This is a genomic window from Pseudomonas fluorescens, from assembly GCF_902497855.1.
GTDB classification, from domain to species: Bacteria; Pseudomonadota; Gammaproteobacteria; order Pseudomonadales; family Pseudomonadaceae; genus Aquipseudomonas; species Aquipseudomonas fluorescens_BI.
The window spans coordinates 378628-395285 of the sequence record NZ_CABVHU010000003.1; the positions used below are offsets into that span (position 1 = coordinate 378628).

Here is a 16658-nt window from a genome sequence, read left to right on the forward strand (position 1 = left end):
GGGGGCTTAACCCGCCACCAACACCCGAATCGCTTCCAGTCGCAAAGCCGCCTTGTCCAGCATGGCCAAACCTTGCTCGCGCTGTTTGCGCAGGGCAATCAGTTCGCTGTCGCGCACGGTCGGGTTGACTGCTTGCAACGCGGTCAGGCGCGCCAGTTCTTCGTCGGTGTCGGCAGCCAGGCGCCGCTGTGCTTCGGCAACGCGCTCGGCGTGACGCGGGAAGATCTTCTCTTCGCCGGCGTTGATCCGTGGTGTCAGCTGATCGCGCTGGGCCTGGATGAACTTGTTGGCACTGGCGCGAGGAACGCTTTCCAGTTGGTCGTTCAGGGTTTCGAACGAGACCCGGGCCGACAGATCGTTGCCATTGGCATCAAGCAGGCAGCGCAGGGCGGCGGGCGGCAGGTAACGGCCCAGTTGCAGCGAACGCGGGGCAACCACTTCGCTGACATAGAGCAGTTCCAGCAACACGGTGCCGGGTTTGAGCGCCTTGTTCTTGATCAACGCCACGGCAGTGTTGCCCATGGAGCCGGACAGCACCAGGTCCATGCCGCCCTGAACCATCGGGTGTTCCCAGGTGATGAACTGCATGTCTTCGCGAGACAGCGCCTGGTTGCGGTCGTAGGTGATGGTGACGCCTTCGTCGTCGCCCAGCGGGAAGCTGGCGTCGAGCATTTTTTCACTCGGCTTGAGGATCAGGGCGTTTTCCGAGTGGTCTTCGCTGTCGATGCCGAAGGCGTCGAACAGGGTCTCCATATAGATCGGCAGGGTGAACTGGTCATCTTGCTCGAGGATGTCCTCGACCAGCGCATCACCTTCGCCGGCACCGCCGGAGTTGAGCTCCAGCAAGCGGTCACGGCCGGTGTGCAGCTCGGATTCCAGGCGTTCACGCTCGGCGCGGGCTTCGTCGATCAGTGCTTGCCACTCACCATCGTCGGCGTTTTCCAGCAGCGGCAGCAGGCGCGGGCCGAACTGGTGCTGCAAGGCGTTGCCGGTCGGGCAGGTGTTGAGGAAGGCGTTCAGTGCTTCGTGATACCACTGGAACAGCCGCTCTTGCGGGCTGGTTTCCAGGTACGGCACGTGCACTTCGATGATGTGCTTCTGGCCGATCCGGTCCAGACGCCCGATACGCTGTTCCAGCAAGTCCGGGTGGGAGGGCAGGTCGAACAGCACCAAATGGTGCGAGAACTGGAAGTTGCGACCTTCACTGCCGATTTCCGAGCAGATCAGCACTTGTGCGCCAAATTCTTCGTCGGCGAAGTAGGCGGCGGCGCGGTCACGCTCGAGGATGTTCATGCCTTCATGGAAGACCGTGGCCGGAATGCCGGACCGCACGCGCAGGGCGTCTTCCAGGTCCATGGCGGTTTCGGCGTGGGCGCAGATTACCAGCACTTTGGTGCGCTTGAGCATCTTCAGGGTGTCGATCAGCCATTCGACGCGGGGGTCGAATTTCCACCAGCGTTCTTCTTCGTTGGCGTCCGGCAGGGCCTGGAAGCTGACTTCCGGGTACAGCTCGGCGTGATCGCCCAGCGGCAGTTCGAGGTATTCGTCCGGGCAGGGCAGCGGATACGGGTGCAGCTTGCGTTCCGGGAAACCTTGCACAGCGGCGCGGGTATTGCGAAACAGCACGCGGCCGGTGCCGTGGCGGTCCAGCAGTTCGCGAACCAGACGGGCGCTGGCTTCGGTATCGCCATCGTTGACCGCGGTCAGCAGGGCTTCGCCTTCATTGCCGAGGAAGCCATGGATGGTCTTGTGCGCTTCGGGCGACAGGCGCCCTTTGTCCAGCAGTTCCTGAACGGCCTCGGCCACCGGGCGATAGTTTTCGCTCTCGGCGCGGAAGGCCTGCAGGTCATGGAAACGGTTCGGGTCGAGCAGGCGCAGACGGGCAAAGTGACTGTCCTGGCCCAGTTGTTCCGGGGTAGCGGTCAGCAGCAATACGCCAGGGATCGTTTCAGCGAGCTGCTCGACCAGGGTGTACTCGGGGCTGGCCTTGTCTTCGTGCCACACCAGGTGGTGGGCTTCGTCGACCACCATCAGGTCCCAGCCTGCGGCGAACAGCGCGTCCTGGGCCTTCTCGTCTTCCACCAGCCACTCGAGTGCGACCAGTGCGAGCTGGGTGTCTTCGAACGGGTTGGAGGCATCGCTTTCGATGAAGCGTTCTTCGTCGAACAGCGCGACTTGCAGGTTGAAGCGGCGGCGCATCTCCACCAGCCACTGGTGCTGCAGGTTTTCCGGCACCAGGATCAGCACGCGGTTGGCGCGACCCGAGAGCAGTTGGCGATGGATCACCAGGCCGGCTTCGATGGTCTTGCCCAGGCCTACTTCGTCGGCCAGCAGCACCCGCGGTGCAATGCGGTCGGCGACTTCACGGGCGATGTGCAGCTGGTGCGCGATCGGTTGCGCACGCACGCCGCCCAGGCCCCACAGCGCGGACTGCAGTTGGCGGCTGGTGTGTTCCAGGGTGTGATAACGCAGGGAGAACCAGGGCAGCGGGTCGATCTGACCGGCAAACAGGCGGTCACTGGCCAGACGGAACTGAATGAAGTTCGACAGTTGGGTTTCCGGCAGGGTGACCACTTCGTTCTGTGCATTGAGGCCGTGGTAGACCAGCAGGCCGTCGACGTCGTCGACTTCCTGTACGGTCAGTTTCCAGCCTTCGAAGTGAGTGATCGAATCGCCCGGCGAAAACCGCACACGCGTGAGCGGCGCATTCCGTAGCGCGTACTGGCGGGTGTCGCCAGTGGCCGGATAGAGCACGGTCAACAAGCGGCCGTCCTGTGCCAGAACGGTGCCCAAACCCAGCTCGGCTTCGCTGTCACTGATCCAGCGTTGCCCCGGTTGATACTGCTGCGCCATGCTGCCTGACTCCCACCTTGAAAAAGCGGGCTATCTTAACGGAATGAGGGCTTCAGGGCCAAAGGACTCTCATAAAACTCACGGTATTTACCTTAGACTACCCTTGCGGGGGGGACAGGCCGGGGCACCCATTCGTGCCAACCGGGTCTCAGTTTGCGACCGATGGCTCAAGTCGCCCTCTGCGCGGCCGACAGCCTGCTGACAGGAGCCCCATCATTATGTTGCCACCAATGCTCCCCTTGAGTGCGGTTCCGATCACCTCACAGCTCGACCCGGTCCGCCCGCGTCCGGATATCCCGCCTGTGGTGCCGGTGCAGGAAAGCTCCAGCGAAAGCACGATCGACCTGCAGCAACACGATCCGGAAGAAGCGGCCTTTCAATTGCGCGAGCAACAACGTCGCAAGCAGGAGCGGGAAAAGCATCGTCGTGAAGCGGATGAACGTGTTGAAGCACACCTGGCGATTCCCGGGACAGAGCTCAACGCCGACGACACCGTGCCGGTCGTACCGCTGATTGACGACGAGCCGCGTCAGGGTTTGTGGGTTGATATCAAGATTTGAGGCGATGGCTGTTCAGGGTTGGCGACAGAACGCATTATGATGACAAACCTGCCAAGCGATGTACTGAACGCCATGAGCCAAGACGACAAGCTGATCGACCTCAACACCGAACGCGCCAAGCGGGTTCATGACCTCAACGAAAAACGCCTGAACGAAGTGCGCCAGGCATTTGAACAGGCCATGCCGTTGGGTAAGGCGAAGAAAAAGCCGAAAAACAAACCGAAGAAGCGTTGATGTCCCCTGCATCGGTTGATGCAGGTCAATTTTTCCCCTCCTTAACGCCCTGTCTCGGGCGACATTGATCCCGGTCAATTTTCTCTTCTGCCCGATTGGTTACCTTAGCCCTATCGCAACAGGGCAACTGCAGGAGAGCCGTCATGTTCCTCGACAACGTGGTGATCGCCGGAGTGCTGACCGTCGGCCTCATGGTGCTGTTTTTTGCAGGGTTTGGATTTTTTATCTGGAAGGACTCACATAAGCGCAAGCCGTAGGTCTTTGTGGATGTAATGAGCACGCAAGGCATTTTGGGCGACTTCGGTCGCCTTTTTTTTTGCTTGCGATTTCTTGAGGATGTACAAAGATTGATCGTTCCCTCGCTCTGCGTGGGAATGCCGCCAGGGACGCTCTGCGTCCACCTGTGACGCGGAGCGTCACGGGATTCATTCCCACGCAGAGCGTGGGAACGATCAATGTTAGGGACAGCAGCAATAAAAAAGGCGCGAACCTCACGGAACGCGCCTTTTTTTGTGCCGCTGTGTATCAGCTGCCGAGTGCTTTGGACGCCAGCCAGAACAGGCCGGCCGACAGCGCCACGGTTGCCGGCAGGGTCAGGACCCAGGCCAGCAGGATGGTTCTGACGGTGCCGCTTTGCAGGCCGCTTTTATTGGCGACCATGGTGCCGGCCACGCCCGAGGACAGGACGTGGGTGGTGGACACCGGCAGGCTGAAGATGTTGGCCATGCCGATCAGGCTCGCGGTAGTGATCTGTGCCGACATACCTTGGGAGTACGTCATGCCTTGCTTGCCGATCTTCTCGCCGATGGTCAGTACCACGCGTTTCCAGCCAACCATGGTACCCAGGCCGAGGGCCAGGGCGACCGCCAGAATCACCCAGAATGGCGCGTATTCGGTGGTGGTGGTGAGGTCTTTGCGCAACTTGTCCAGGTCAGCTTTTTCACGGGGCGCGAGGCCAGGCAGTTTGCCGACTTTCTTCGCGGTGTCGTCAAGGCACAGCAGGTAGCGACGCACTTCGATGCGGCTTTCCGCCGGCAGCGAGTGGTAGTCGGCTACACCCTTGAGGGTGCCCAGCAGCGCCGTGATGGTCGGTTCGGTCTGTTGCGGGTTGCAACGGAACTTCTCCGGCAGATCGCCTTCCACGCTTTTGCCCAGGGCCAGGTATTCACCCAGGGTATCGGCATTGCGCTTGTAGAACTGGCTCAGGTGCAAGGTCGCGTCGCGAGTCCGTTCGATCTGGTAAGTCGTGCTGCCCAGGTCGAGCACGAACTGCGCCGGGACGATACCGATCAGCACCAGCATGATCAGGCCGATACCTTTCTGGCCATCGTTGGAACCGTGCACAAAGCTGACAGCCATCGCCGAAATCACCAGCACCAGGCGGTTCCAGAACGGCGGGTGCTTCTTGTCGTCGATCTTGCGGCGCTGTTCCGGCGTCTTGTGCATCTTCGACAGCGGACGCCACCATTTAAGGCCGATCAATATCAGGGCGGCGACCAGGAAGCCGGCCATCGGCGAGAACACCAGGGAGGCGCCGATATCGATCGCTTTCTGCCAGTTCACCCCATCGGCCAACGGAATGTCGTTGATCAAGGCATTGGCCAGGCCGACACCAAGAATCGAACCGATCAGCGTGTGGGAGCTGGAAGCGGGAATGCCGAAATACCAGGTACCGAGGTTCCAGGTAATGGCGGCGGCGAGCAACGAGAACACCATGGCCAGCCCGTGACCGGTGTTCACATTGATCAACAGCTCTACCGGCAACAGGTGGACGATGGCATAGGCCACGCCGACCCCGCCCAGCAGCACGCCGAGAAAGTTGAACACACCGGAAAAGAACACCGCCAGATGAGGCGGCATGGCTTTGGTGTAGATAACAGTGGCCACCGCGTTAGCGGTGTCATGAAAGCCGTTGATGAACTCGAAGGCGAGGACAAAGGCCAGGGCGAGCAAGAGGCTCACAAGCACCCAAGCATCCAGTCCGCTGAATAAATCGATCATGAAGGTTTTCTGACCCGGTCGTAAGGGGGCGCGATTATGCCAGAAAAGACCGATAATCGATGCACTTGCTGCTCATCGGTAACATTCTTCAACGAATTAATTTGTAAAAGTAGCTTGGGCCCCCGTGTTTTACCGGGTTTTACAAGTCATTGAATTTCTTTGGAAAGCCCACAGGCGCAAGGGTTTCTCTCGTAGGACCGAGAGGCTTGAACGCTTGTGTGAAATATCTGAAAAGAGGGCCAGACATAAGCCATTTACCTCATCCGGTGGGAGAGGTAGCCGCTGCCCGCGGATAACGGGCGCGAAAAGGCAACATCGATACACCCCGCTTGTAACGGGTGCAGACACCGGGCCCTTGAAAGGCTTCAGGCCGAGACGAGACGGTCACGGCTCTTCGGCTTTGAGTTCCTTTTCCATCTTCTGCAGTTCTTGAGTGAATGCCTGATCCTGAACGGTAGCGCGTTTGCGCCAAGGTTTGCGTTCCGGTTCAGGCTGAGCGGCGTAGGTGGTGACTTCCCCGCCGTAAACTTCCTTGTAGCGTTGTTCCTGGCGCTCAAGTTCCGCGCGCAGTTCGTCTTTCGTCACAGTGGTACCTGATAGAGATGAGATTAATTCTGGTGAAACGCGCTGCATCAAACCTATTGATCACGCTCGCTGAAAGGACAAAACCCGCGAAGGCATCGTTTCCGGGCAGTTGCGATCAATACTTCCATGTTGCAGGCGGCCACGGCACCAGAGACAAATAGCTGTCGTAGCATCAGATTCCTGTTTCAGCGAGCGCCGGGTCAAGCATTTGAAATGAGCGTCTGGCGCTTGCTGCGGGCAACGGCGATGGGACACCGCGCTGCCGGGTGGTGAACTCAGGTTAAAAACCGGGCACCCCTGAACTGTATTATAGCGGTCGATTCGAAGAACACTATCGTCAATGCGTTAAAAGTGGTTCTCCATGTGTGATTGTTTTGTTGTTCGCAACTTCGGGTCCAACTAGGGCGCCCCTTGATGTCAGGTTAGAGCGGTGTCTTTCTGACGCCATTAAGTCGGTCAAGTAAGGACAACTCTATTTACCCTCTGATGCCTGTGCGCTGCAAGTGTCAGGGCGGGCGGTGCGTCGGTCATTGGATGTGGATCCGGTGGATGTTGTTTTGATTTGGAGACCGCTTTCGTCGGCAAGCCGGTCTCGCTCCCCAAGGGCAGCGGATGCTGAAGGCCACCGATTGCGATTATCGGTTGTACGTTCGATAATCGCCCAGAGTTGGCCGGCCATGGCTTGTGCAGGACGCCGGGAGCCGCCTGTAATAGTCGCTGATCCGTGTGGGAAAAGGACCTGATATGAACGATCAACTGCGCAATTCTTTCGCCTCGGTGGCGCCGCCGATCGTTGCGTCGCCGGCCAAGCGGATCCAGGCCATGACCGGTGACCCTGACTTCATGACGTCCCTGGCCCGTGGCCTGGCCGTGGTGCAAGCATTCCAGGAGCGTAAACGGCACCTGACCATCGCTCAGATCAGCCATCGCACGGAAATTCCCCGCGCCGCGGTGCGACGTTGCCTGCACACCCTGATCAAGCTCGGCTACGCCACCACTGACGGTCGCACCTATTCGCTGCTGCCCAAAGTGCTGACCCTCGGCCATGCCTATGTGTCTTCGACACCGTTGGCGGTGTCCGCCCAGCCCTATCTGGACCGCATGAGCGAGCAACTTCACGAGGCGTGCAACATGGCCACGCTGGAAGGCGATGACATCCTGTATATCGCCCGCTCCGCTACCACTCAACGCCTGATCTCCGTTGATTTGTCGGTGGGCGGGCGCCTGCCGGCCTATTGCACGTCCATGGGCAGGATTCTGCTCGCCGCGCTGGACGATACTTCTCTGCGCGAGTACCTCGATCATGCGGAGTTGCAGGCCAAGACCAGTCGTACCTTGCATACCCCCGAGGCGTTGCTCGAATGCCTGCAAGAAGTGCGTCGGCAAGGGTGGTGCATCGTCGATCAGGAACTCGAGCAAGGCCTGCGCTCGATTGCCGTGCCGGTATACGACGCGTCCGGGCAAGTCGTGGCGGCCTTGAATGTCAGTACTCACGCCGGCAGGGTCAGCCGCAACGAGTTGGAACAACGTTTCCTGCCGGGGCTGCTGAGCGCCAGCCGTGACCTCAGTGCACAGCTGTTTGCCTAAGTTGTTCGATAACCGCACAAAGTCGCGTTTATCGAATTGACGCTCTTTCACCAGGATCACTAATGTCGCGGCAGCGTCAGCCCAGGCTGACTCCTGTCCGACTGCGTTCTTGCGTGGAATAAAAAAATAATGAACCAGCCTCATTCTGCTGTAGGCAACTGCCTCGACGTGCAGTCCTTCATCAATGCCCAACCCATTTCGCGCTACCAATGGCGAGTGGTGATCCTGTGTTTCCTGATCGTCTTTCTCGATGGCCTCGATACGGCGGCCATGGGTTTCATCGCGCCGGCCCTTTCGCAGGATTGGGGGATCGACCGCGCCAGCCTCGGCCCGGTGATGAGCGCCGCGTTGATCGGCATGGTCTTCGGTGCACTGGGTTCCGGCCCATTGGCTGACCGCTTCGGGCGAAAAGTCGTACTGGTAGGCGCGGTGCTGTTGTTCGGCGCCTTCAGCCTGGCATCGGCTTACAGCACCAACGTCGACCAATTGCTGGTGCTGCGTTTCCTTACTGGCCTGGGGCTTGGCGCCGGGATGCCGAATGCCACGACCCTGCTGTCGGAATACACGCCGGAGCGCAAGAAATCCCTGCTGGTGACCAGCATGTTCTGCGGCTTCAACCTCGGCATGGCCGGTGGTGGATTCATATCGGCGAAACTGATTCCGGCGTTCGGCTGGCACAGTTTGCTGCTGATCGGCGGGATTCTGCCGCTGATCCTGGCGGTGGTGTTGCTGTTCTGGTTGCCGGAATCGGCACGTTACCTGGTCGTGCGCAATCGGGGCACGGACAAGGTGCGCAAGACCCTGGCGCCGATCGACCCGATCGTCGTCGCCCAGGCGTCCAGCTTCAGCGTGCCGGAACAGAAAACCGTGAAAGCCCGCAACGTGTTCGCGGTGATCTTCTCCGGCACCTACAGCGCCGGCACCTTGTTGCTGTGGCTGACCTATTTCATGGGCCTGGTGATCGTTTACCTGCTGACCAGTTGGCTACCGACGCTGATGCGTGACAGCGGCGCGAGCATGGAGCAGGCGGCCTTCATCGGGGCGTTGTTCCAGTTCGGTGGCGTGCTGAGTGCGGTGGGGGTGGGCTGGGCCATGGACCGGTTCAATCCGCACAAGGTGATCGGCATTTTCTACCTGCTGGCCGGGGTATTTGCCTACGCGGTAGGGCAGAGCCTGGGCAATATCACGTTACTGGCGACTCTGGTGCTGGTGGCCGGGATGTGCGTCAACGGCGCGCAATCGGCGATGCCATCGCTGGCGGCACGGTTTTATCCCACTCAAGGCCGCGCGACCGGTGTGTCGTGGATGCTCGGGATTGGCCGCTTCGGCGCGATTCTCGGTGCGTGGATGGGCGCAACGTTGCTGGGCCTGGGCTGGAACTTCGAGCAAGTGCTGACGGCGCTGGTGATTCCGGCGGCAGTGGCGACGACGGCGGTGGTGATCAAGGGTGTGGTCAGTCATGCGGATGCGACCTGAGGGCATGATCCGGATTTTTTGGCGATGCTGATGGCCTCTTCGCGGGCAAGCCTCGCTCCTACAGGAATGATGATCTCAGCGATTTTGCGAACATCTCCAAACCGTAGGAGCGAGGCTTGCCCGCGAAGCTTTTGAGGTCGATAGGTAGACAACAATATGTGCGATAAACGAACACTCAGTCGATTATCGGATTGTCTGGCGATTTTCAGGGGCTTACTCTTCAGTCATTCCGGCGCTGCGCATCGCGCCTTTTTCTACCACTGTCGGTTCATAACAAAACGGGAGCCTGCCCCATGGCTGAAATCCTTTCGCTGCACGACGCGGTGAAGCAATTCGTTAACGACGGCGATACCGTCGCACTCGAAGGCTTCACCCACCTCATCCCTACCGCGGCGGGTCACGAAATCATTCGCCAGGGCAAGAAAGACCTGACCCTGGTGCGGATGACCCCTGACTTGATCTACGATCAGTTGATCGGTGCCGGTTGTGCTCGCAAGCTGATCTTCTCCTGGGGCGGTAACCCGGGTGTCGGTTCGCTGCACCGTCTGCGCGATGCAGTCGAGAAGCAGTGGCCGCACGCGCTGGAAATCGAAGAACACAGCCACGCCGACCTGGCCAATGCCTACGTCGCGGGCGCTTCGGGACTGCCTTTTGCTGTGCTGCGCGCTTACGCCGGCTCCGACCTGCCGAAGGTCAACCCGCTGATCAAGACCGTCACCTGCCCATTCACTGGCGAAGTGCTGGCAGCGGTGCCGTCGGTACGTCCGGACATCACTGTGATTCATGCGCAGAAAGCCGACCGCAAAGGCAACGTGCTGCTGTGGGGCATCCTCGGCGTGCAAAAAGAAGCCGCGCTGGCGGCCAAGCGTTGCATCGTTACCGTCGAAGAAATCGTCGACGACCTCAATGCACCGATGAACTCCTGCGTACTGCCGACCTGGGCCCTGAGCGCGGTCTGCCACGTGCCTGGCGGCGCACATCCGTCCTACGCTCACGGTTACAACGAGCGCGACAACCGTTTCTACCAGGCTTGGGACCCGATTGCCCGCGACCGTGAAACCTTCACCGCGTGGATCAACGAGTACATCCATGGCTGCGCTGACTTCAGCGAGTTCCAGGCCAAGCTGGCCGCTGCTTCGGAGGCGAAGTAATGACTTACACCACCAATGAAATGATGACCGTCGCCGCGGCCCGCCGTTTGAAGAACGGTTCGGTGTGTTTTGTCGGCATCGGTTTACCGTCGAAAGCTGCCAACCTGGCACGTCTGACTTCCTCGCCAGATGTAGTCCTTATCTACGAATCGGGTCCGATCGGTGCCAAGCCGAGCGTTCTGCCGCTGTCGATCGGTGACGGTGAGCTGGCGGAAACCGCCGACACCGTAGTCCCGACCGGTGAGATTTTTCGCTACTGGCTGCAGGGCGGGCGCATTGACGTCGGCTTCCTCGGTGCTGCGCAAGTCGACCGTTTCGGCAACATCAATACCACCGTGGTCGGCGACTACCACGCGCCGAAAGTCCGTCTGCCGGGTGCCGGTGGTGCGCCGGAGATCGCCGGTTCCGCCAAGAGCGTGTTGATCATCCTCAAGCAGTCGGCGCGTTCCTTTGTCGACAAGCTCGACTTCATCACCTCGGTCGGTCATGGCGAGGGCGGTGATTCACGCAAGCGTCTCGGCCTGCCGGGCGCCGGTCCGGTCGGCATCATCACCGACCTGTGCATCATGGAACCGGAAGCCGACACCCATGAATTCGTGGTCACTGCGCTGCACCCGGGCGTGACCCGCGAGCAAGTGACCGCTGCCACGGGTTGGCCGATTCGTTTCGCCGAACACGTTGAAAACACCGCCGAGCCGACCGACGTCGAGCTCAAGGCACTGCGCGATCTGGAAGCCCGCACTGCCGCGGCCCACGGCCAAGCACCCGGAGAAGCGTGATGCGTGACGTTTATATCTGCGACGCAATTCGTACCCCCATCGGCCGTTTCGGCGGTGGCCTGTCGGCGGTTCGCGCCGACGACCTGGCCGCCGTGCCGATCAAGGCGCTGATGGAGCGCAACCCGTCGGTGGACTGGAACGCGGTGGACGAGGTGTTCCTCGGTTGCGCCAACCAGGCCGGTGAAGACAACCGCAACGTGGCACGCATGGCGTTGCTGCTGGCGGGCCTGCCGGAAAGCATTCCGGGCGTGACCCTCAACCGTCTCTGCGCCTCGGGCATGGATGCCATCGGCACCGCATTCCGGGCCATTGCCAGCGGCGAGATGGAGCTGGCGATTGCCGGTGGCGTCGAGTCGATGTCCCGCGCACCGTTCGTGATGGGCAAGGCCGATGCGGCGTTCTCGCGCAACATGAAGCTGGAAGACACCACCATCGGCTGGCGTTTCATCAACCCGTTGATGAAGGCCCAGTACGGCGTGGATGCGATGCCGCAAACCGCGGACAACGTCGCCGACGACTACGAAATTTCCCGCGAGGATCAGGACGCGTTCGCACTGCGCAGCCAGCAAAAGACCGCCGCCGCGCAAGCTGCAGGGTTTTTCGCCGAAGAAATCGTCGAAGTGCGCATTGCCCACAAGAAGGGTGAAACGGTCGTCAGCCAGGACGAGCATCCTCGCGCCGACACCACCCTGGAAACCCTGGCCAGGCTGAAACCGGTCAACGGTTCCGACAAAACCGTTACCGCAGGCAACGCCTCGGGTGTGAACGACGGTGCCGCCGCGTTGATCCTGGCATCCGGCGACGCGGTGAAGAAACACGGCCTGACGGCCCGCGCCAAAGTACTGGGTATGTCCAGCGCCGGTGTCGCCCCTCGGGTCATGGGCATCGGCCCGGTCCCGGCGGTGCGCAAACTGACCGAACGCCTGGGCCTGGCTGTCAGCGATTTCGACGTGATCGAACTCAACGAAGCCTTTGCCAGCCAGGGTCTGGCGGTATTGCGCGAACTGGGGCTGGCGGACGACGCGGCTCAGGTCAACCCGAACGGTGGCGCCATTGCCCTGGGCCATCCGTTGGGCATGAGCGGTGCGCGCCTGGTGCTGACCGCGCTGCATCAGCTGGAAAAGACCGGTGGCAAGAAAGGCCTGGCGACCATGTGTGTCGGCGTCGGTCAGGGTCTGGCGTTGGCCATCGAACGCGTCTGACAGCTCGCCTGGACTATAAGAACTGAGGAATGCTCCATGACTGACAAGCCTGGTTACCGCCGCCCGCAGGCGGGCACTCAGCCGGACTACCTGCACCCGGCCTATCAATCCACCAACCGTCGCTCGCCGTCCAAGCCGCTGGTGTTCTTGCCTCACTCGCTGTCGGAAATTACCGGTCCGACCGTCGGCGCCGAGCGCATCAACGAGAAAGACAACGACCTGACCGCTCAACACCAGGGTGAACCACAGGGCGAGCGAATCATCATCCACGGCCGCGTGCTGGATGAAGACGGCTTGCCGGTGCCGGGGATCCTGGTGGAGATCTGGCAGGCCAATGCCGCCGGTCGCTACAACCATGACCGCGACCTGCACGATGCGCCGCTGGACCCGAACTTCACCGGCACCGGCCGCACCGTGACCGACGCCGATGGCTGGTACCAGTTCCAGACCATCAAGCCCGGCGCCTATCCGTGGGGCAACCACCACAATGCCTGGCGTCCGGCGCACATTCACTTTTCGCTGTTCGGGCCGAGCATCCTGACGCGGCTGGTCACCCAGATGTATTTCCCCGGTGACCCGTTGCTGGCGTATGACCCTATCTACAACTGCGTGCCGGATACGAGCGCCAAAGAGCGCCTGATCGCCAGTTTCGACCTGGAAAAAACCATCCCTTCCTACGCCCTCGGTTATCGCTGGGACATCGTCCTGCGCGGCCGCGAAGCCACGCCGATGGAGAAATAAGATGACGCTGAATGCGACCACGTCCCACACCGTCGGACCGTATTACCACATCGGCCTGACCTGGCTGAACCGCGAAGACCTGACCGTCGAGCAAACCCTCGGCGAGCGCGTGGCGATCACCGGGCAGGTCATCGATGGCAACGGCGATGTCGTCAACGACGCGATGCTGGAAGTCTGGCAGGCCAACGCCGCCGGCAAGTACGACCACCCCGAAGACGATCAGGACAAACCCCTGGACCCGAACTTCGAAGGCTTTGGCCGGGTGCCGGTGGATGCCGAAGGGCGGTTCCGCTTCACCACGATCAAGCCGGGGACGGTGCAAGGCCTCAAAGGCACGACCCAGGCGCCGCACCTGGTGGTACTGGTGTTCGCCCGTGGTCTGGTCAAGCACTTGCTGACGCGGATCTATTTCGATGGCGAGCCGGCCAATGTGGCGGATCCGCTGCTTGAGTGCGTGCCTGCCGAGCGCCGCGACACCTTGCTGGCGAAGGAGGATGCATCGGGTGTTTATCAGTGGAATGTGATCTTGCAAGGGACTGATGCGGAGACGGTGTTCTTCGATTATTGACCCTCAACCTGATCGTTCCCACGCTCTGCGTGGGAATGCCGCCATGGACGCTCCGCGTCCACTGTGACGCGGAGCGTCACGGGATACGTTCCTACGGGGACCGTGGGAACGATCGTGGTGTGCCAATGCTTCTGTGGAACGGGACTGTTGCAAATTGTGTCTAGACTCTCACAGTCCCCAAAGAGTGAATACCCATGACTACCCCCACCGCTATTCCGGCGCACTACACCGGTGAAGAACGCAGCAAGCGGATCTTTGCGATTGTCGGCGCCTCCTCGGGCAATCTGGTCGAATGGTTCGACTTTTACGTCTACGCCTTTTGTGCGATCTATTTCGCGCCAGCGTTTTTTCCGTCCGACAACCCCACGGTACAGCTGGTCAACACCGCAGGTGTATTCGCCGCCGGGTTCCTGATGCGACCTATCGGCGGCTGGATCTTCGGCCGGGTCGCGGACAAGCACGGGCGCAAGAATTCGATGTTGATCTCGATTCTGATGATGTGCTTCGGATCGTTGCTCATCGCCTGCCTGCCGACCTACAAGGACATCGGCGTCTGGGCGCCGATCATGCTGCTGTTCGCCCGGTTGCTGCAGGGCTTGTCGGTAGGCGGTGAGTACGGCACCACGGCGACCTACATGAGCGAAGTCGCCCTCAGGGGCCAGCGCGGTTTCTTCGCCTCGTTCCAGTACGTGACGCTGATCGGCGGGCAGTTGCTGGCCGTGTCGCTGGTGGTGGTCCTGCAACAGTTCCTCACCGAAGACGACCTGCGCGCCTACGGCTGGCGGATCCCGTTTGTGGTGGGTGCGGCGGCGGCATTGGTTTCGCTGTTCCTGCGTCGTTCGCTCAAGGAAACCACCAGCAAGGAAATGCGCGACAACAAGGACGCCGGCAGCATCCGTGCCCTGTTCCGCGACCACAAGGCCGCGTTCATTACCGTGCTGGGTTACACCGCTGGTGGCTCGCTGATTTTCTACACCTTCACCACGTATATGCAGAAGTACCTGGTGAACACCGCCGGCATGCACGCCAAGACGGCCAGCTACATCATGACCGGCGCGCTGTTCCTGTACATGTGCATGCAGCCGTTTTTCGGCATGCTCGCGGACAAGATCGGCCGTCGCAAGTCGATGCTCTGGTTCGGCGCCCTCGGTACATTGTGCACCGTGCCGATCCTGTTGAGCCTGAAAAGCAACACCAGTCCGTTCCTGGCCTTTGTGCTGATTACCCTGGCGCTGGCGATCGTCAGTTTCTACACCTCCATCAGCGGCCTGGTGAAAGCCGAAATGTTCCCGCCGGAAGTGCGGGCACTGGGTGTCGGCCTGGCGTATGCGGTGGCGAATGCGATCTTTGGTGGTTCGGCGGAGTATGTGGCCTTGAGCCTCAAAGCCGTGGGCATGGAAAACTCCTTCTACTGGTACGTGACAGTGATGATGGCGGTAGCGTTCCTGTTCAGCCTGCGCCTGCCGAAGCAGCCGAAATATTTGGAACACGATCTTTGATTTTTTACCCGTGGGCCTGACCGGCCCACGCCTTCAGGGACTGTTTATGAACCAGCGACCGGGCAACCAGTTGTTCGATGCTTATTTCACTGCCCGCGATATGCGTGACGTGTTCTGCGATCAGGGCCGGGTCCAGGCCATGCTCGATTTCGAAGCGGCACTGGCTCGGGCCGAGGCGCGGGTCGGGTTGATTCCGCCGACTGCGGTCGCACCGATCGAAGCGGCTTGTCGGGCGGAGCATTACGACTTCATCGCCCTCGGCGAGGCGATTGCCACGGCGGGCAATTCGGCGATTCCGCTGGTCAAGGCGCTGGGCAAGCAGATCGCGAAGAACGATGCCGAAGCCGAGCGCTTTGTGCACCTGGGCGCGACCAGTCAGGACGTGATGGACACCGGCCTGGTGCTGCAACTGCGCCGCGCATTGACCTTGATCGAAAGCGATCTGGCGCAACTGGGGGAAACCCTGGCGACCCAGGCCTTGCGTTATGTTGCGACGCCGCTGGCCGGACGCACCTGGTTGCAACATGCGACCCCGGTCACCCTTGGCATGAAGATCGCCGGATGGCTCGGCGCCGTGACCCGCAGCCGCCAGCGTCTGCAAGCACTCAAGCCACGACTGCTGGTGCTGCAATTCGGTGGTGCCTCAGGGACACTGGCGGCCCTCGGCGAACAAGCCATGCCGATTGCCGAAGCGCTGGCAGCGGAGCTGCAACTGAGCTTGCCCGAACAACCCTGGCACACCCAGCGCGATCGCCTGGTGGAATTCGCTGCGGTGCTGGGCTTGATCGCCGGCAGCCTCGGCAAATTCGGTCGCGATATCAGCCTGTTGATGCAGACCGAAGCCGCCGAAGTTTTCGAACCGTCGGCGCCGGGCAAGGGCGGTTCCTCGACCATGCCGCACAAACGCAACCCGGTGGGCGCCGCGGTGCTGATCGGTGCCGCGACCCGGGTGCCGGGTCTGTTGTCGACTCTGTTCAGCGCCATGCCTCAAGAGCACGAGCGTAGCCTGGGCCTGTGGCATGCCGAGTGGGAAACCCTGCCGGAGATTTGCTGTCTGGTGTCCGGTGCGCTGCAGCAGGCGCTGTCGCTGGCCGACGGGCTGGAAGTGGATGCCGATCGCATGGCCCGCAACCTCGACCTGACCCAAGGCCTGGTACTGGCCGAAGCGGTGAGCATCGTCCTCGCCCAACGGGTCGGCCGCGACACCGCCCATCATCTGCTCGAACAATGCTGCAAGCGCGCCGTGGCGGAACAACGTCATCTGCGCGCGGTACTTGGCGACGAACCGCAAGTGACCGCCGAGCTGTCTGCTGTTGAGCTCGATCGTCTGCTGGACCCCGCCCATTACCTCGGTCAGGCCCATACCTGGGTCGAGCGAGCGGTGGCTGAACATTCTGCATTGACTGCCTGAAGGAGACTGCC

15 protein-coding genes are annotated in these 16658 nt (G+C 61.0%); 12 read left to right on the forward strand and 3 right to left on the reverse strand.

The window, feature by feature from the left end; translation table 11 throughout:
- Positions 1 to 6: 6 nt before the first annotated feature.
- Complete coding sequence (rapA, locus tag F8N96_RS09380) at positions 7 to 2853, reverse strand: RNA polymerase-associated protein RapA (RefSeq protein ID WP_150797543.1); 2847 nt, start codon at positions 2851 to 2853, stop codon at positions 7 to 9.
- A gap of 218 nt (positions 2854 to 3071) precedes the next feature.
- Between rapA and F8N96_RS09385 the strand changes: the two genes are divergently transcribed.
- The 3 genes from F8N96_RS09385 (at position 3072) to ccoM (ending at position 3904) form a co-directional block, all read left to right on the forward strand.
- Positions 3072 to 3413, forward strand: a complete 342-nt coding sequence (locus tag F8N96_RS09385) for an aspartate-semialdehyde dehydrogenase (RefSeq protein ID WP_150797544.1) — start codon at positions 3072 to 3074, stop codon at positions 3411 to 3413.
- A gap of 39 nt (positions 3414 to 3452) precedes the next feature.
- Positions 3453 to 3647 carry a hypothetical protein gene (locus tag F8N96_RS09390; RefSeq protein ID WP_150797545.1) on the forward strand — a complete coding sequence of 65 codons (195 nt, stop codon included), beginning with the start codon at positions 3453 to 3455 and terminating at the stop codon, positions 3645 to 3647.
- A gap of 143 nt (positions 3648 to 3790) precedes the next feature.
- Entirely contained in the window at positions 3791 to 3904 is a 114-nt protein-coding gene (ccoM, locus tag F8N96_RS35765) for a cytochrome c oxidase subunit CcoM (RefSeq protein ID WP_318183103.1), read from the forward strand.
- A gap of 268 nt (positions 3905 to 4172) precedes the next feature.
- Here the strand turns inward: ccoM and F8N96_RS09395 are convergent, their stop codons facing one another.
- The gene (locus F8N96_RS09395; protein WP_150767095.1) at positions 4173 to 5648 is read right to left on the reverse strand and encodes an inorganic phosphate transporter; all 1476 of its coding nucleotides are present in this window, start codon (positions 5646 to 5648) and stop codon (positions 4173 to 4175) included.
- 384 nt (positions 5649 to 6032) lie between these two features.
- Positions 6033 to 6233, reverse strand: coding sequence for a hypothetical protein (locus tag F8N96_RS09400; RefSeq protein WP_007935837.1), 201 nt, complete (start codon positions 6231 to 6233; stop codon positions 6033 to 6035).
- 744 nt (positions 6234 to 6977) lie between these two features.
- Between F8N96_RS09400 and pcaR the strand changes: the two genes are divergently transcribed.
- From pcaR to F8N96_RS09450, 9 genes are all read left to right on the forward strand, one after another.
- Positions 6978 to 7820: a pca regulon transcriptional regulator PcaR gene (gene pcaR, locus F8N96_RS09405; protein WP_150797546.1), complete on the forward strand. Its 843-nt coding sequence runs from the start codon at positions 6978 to 6980 to the stop codon at positions 7818 to 7820.
- Positions 7821 to 7949: 129 nt separating this feature from the next.
- The gene (locus tag F8N96_RS09410; protein ID WP_150797547.1) at positions 7950 to 9296 is read left to right on the forward strand and encodes an MFS transporter; all 1347 of its coding nucleotides are present in this window, start codon (positions 7950 to 7952) and stop codon (positions 9294 to 9296) included.
- Positions 9297 to 9589: 293 nt separating this feature from the next.
- On the forward strand, positions 9590 to 10447 hold the full coding sequence (locus F8N96_RS09415) for a CoA transferase subunit A (protein ID WP_007947285.1): 858 nt from the start codon (positions 9590 to 9592) through the stop codon (positions 10445 to 10447).
- Positions 10447 to 11226, forward strand: a complete 780-nt coding sequence (locus tag F8N96_RS09420) for a CoA-transferase subunit beta (RefSeq protein ID WP_150797548.1) — start codon at positions 10447 to 10449, stop codon at positions 11224 to 11226. The genes F8N96_RS09415 and F8N96_RS09420 overlap by 1 nt, the downstream gene beginning before the upstream one ends.
- A complete protein-coding gene (gene pcaF / locus F8N96_RS09425; protein ID WP_191630804.1) occupies positions 11223 to 12428 on the forward strand; it encodes a 3-oxoadipyl-CoA thiolase in 1206 nt (401 codons plus the stop codon). Before F8N96_RS09420 ends, pcaF begins: the two co-directional genes overlap by 4 nt.
- Before the next feature lie 36 nt (positions 12429 to 12464).
- Positions 12465 to 13169, forward strand: coding sequence for a protocatechuate 3,4-dioxygenase subunit beta (gene pcaH, locus F8N96_RS09430; protein WP_150797549.1), 705 nt, complete (start codon positions 12465 to 12467; stop codon positions 13167 to 13169).
- Position 13170: 1 nt separating this feature from the next.
- Entirely contained in the window at positions 13171 to 13737 is a 567-nt protein-coding gene (gene pcaG, locus F8N96_RS09435) for a protocatechuate 3,4-dioxygenase subunit alpha (protein WP_150797550.1), read from the forward strand.
- A 194-nt stretch (positions 13738 to 13931) separates the two neighbouring features.
- Positions 13932 to 15236 (forward strand): MFS family transporter, encoded by a 1305-nt coding sequence (locus F8N96_RS09445; RefSeq protein ID WP_150797552.1) that lies wholly within the window; start codon positions 13932 to 13934, stop codon positions 15234 to 15236.
- 46 nt (positions 15237 to 15282) lie between these two features.
- On the forward strand, positions 15283 to 16647 hold the full coding sequence (locus F8N96_RS09450; protein ID WP_150797553.1) for a 3-carboxy-cis,cis-muconate cycloisomerase: 1365 nt from the start codon (positions 15283 to 15285) through the stop codon (positions 16645 to 16647).
- The last annotated feature ends 11 nt before the right edge of the window (positions 16648 to 16658 follow it).

Coding starts and splice junctions, on each gene's coding strand:
- rapA (WP_150797543.1), bottom strand. CDS start 2,853: ATGGCGCAGCAGTATCAACCGGGGCAACGCTGGATCAGTGACAGCGAA.
- F8N96_RS09385 (WP_150797544.1), top strand. CDS start 3,072: ATGTTGCCACCAATGCTCCCCTTGAGTGCGGTTCCGATCACCTCACAG.
- F8N96_RS09390 (WP_150797545.1), top strand. CDS start 3,453: ATGACAAACCTGCCAAGCGATGTACTGAACGCCATGAGCCAAGACGAC.
- ccoM (WP_318183103.1), top strand. CDS start 3,791: ATGTTCCTCGACAACGTGGTGATCGCCGGAGTGCTGACCGTCGGCCTC.
- F8N96_RS09395 (WP_150767095.1), bottom strand. CDS start 5,648: ATGATCGATTTATTCAGCGGACTGGATGCTTGGGTGCTTGTGAGCCTC.
- pcaR (WP_150797546.1), top strand. CDS start 6,978: ATGAACGATCAACTGCGCAATTCTTTCGCCTCGGTGGCGCCGCCGATC.
- F8N96_RS09410 (WP_150797547.1), top strand. CDS start 7,950: ATGAACCAGCCTCATTCTGCTGTAGGCAACTGCCTCGACGTGCAGTCC.
- F8N96_RS09415 (WP_007947285.1), top strand. CDS start 9,590: ATGGCTGAAATCCTTTCGCTGCACGACGCGGTGAAGCAATTCGTTAAC.
- F8N96_RS09420 (WP_150797548.1), top strand. CDS start 10,447: ATGACTTACACCACCAATGAAATGATGACCGTCGCCGCGGCCCGCCGT.
- pcaH (WP_150797549.1), top strand. CDS start 12,465: ATGACTGACAAGCCTGGTTACCGCCGCCCGCAGGCGGGCACTCAGCCG.
- pcaG (WP_150797550.1), top strand. CDS start 13,171: ATGACGCTGAATGCGACCACGTCCCACACCGTCGGACCGTATTACCAC.
- F8N96_RS09445 (WP_150797552.1), top strand. CDS start 13,932: ATGACTACCCCCACCGCTATTCCGGCGCACTACACCGGTGAAGAACGC.
- F8N96_RS09450 (WP_150797553.1), top strand. CDS start 15,283: ATGAACCAGCGACCGGGCAACCAGTTGTTCGATGCTTATTTCACTGCC.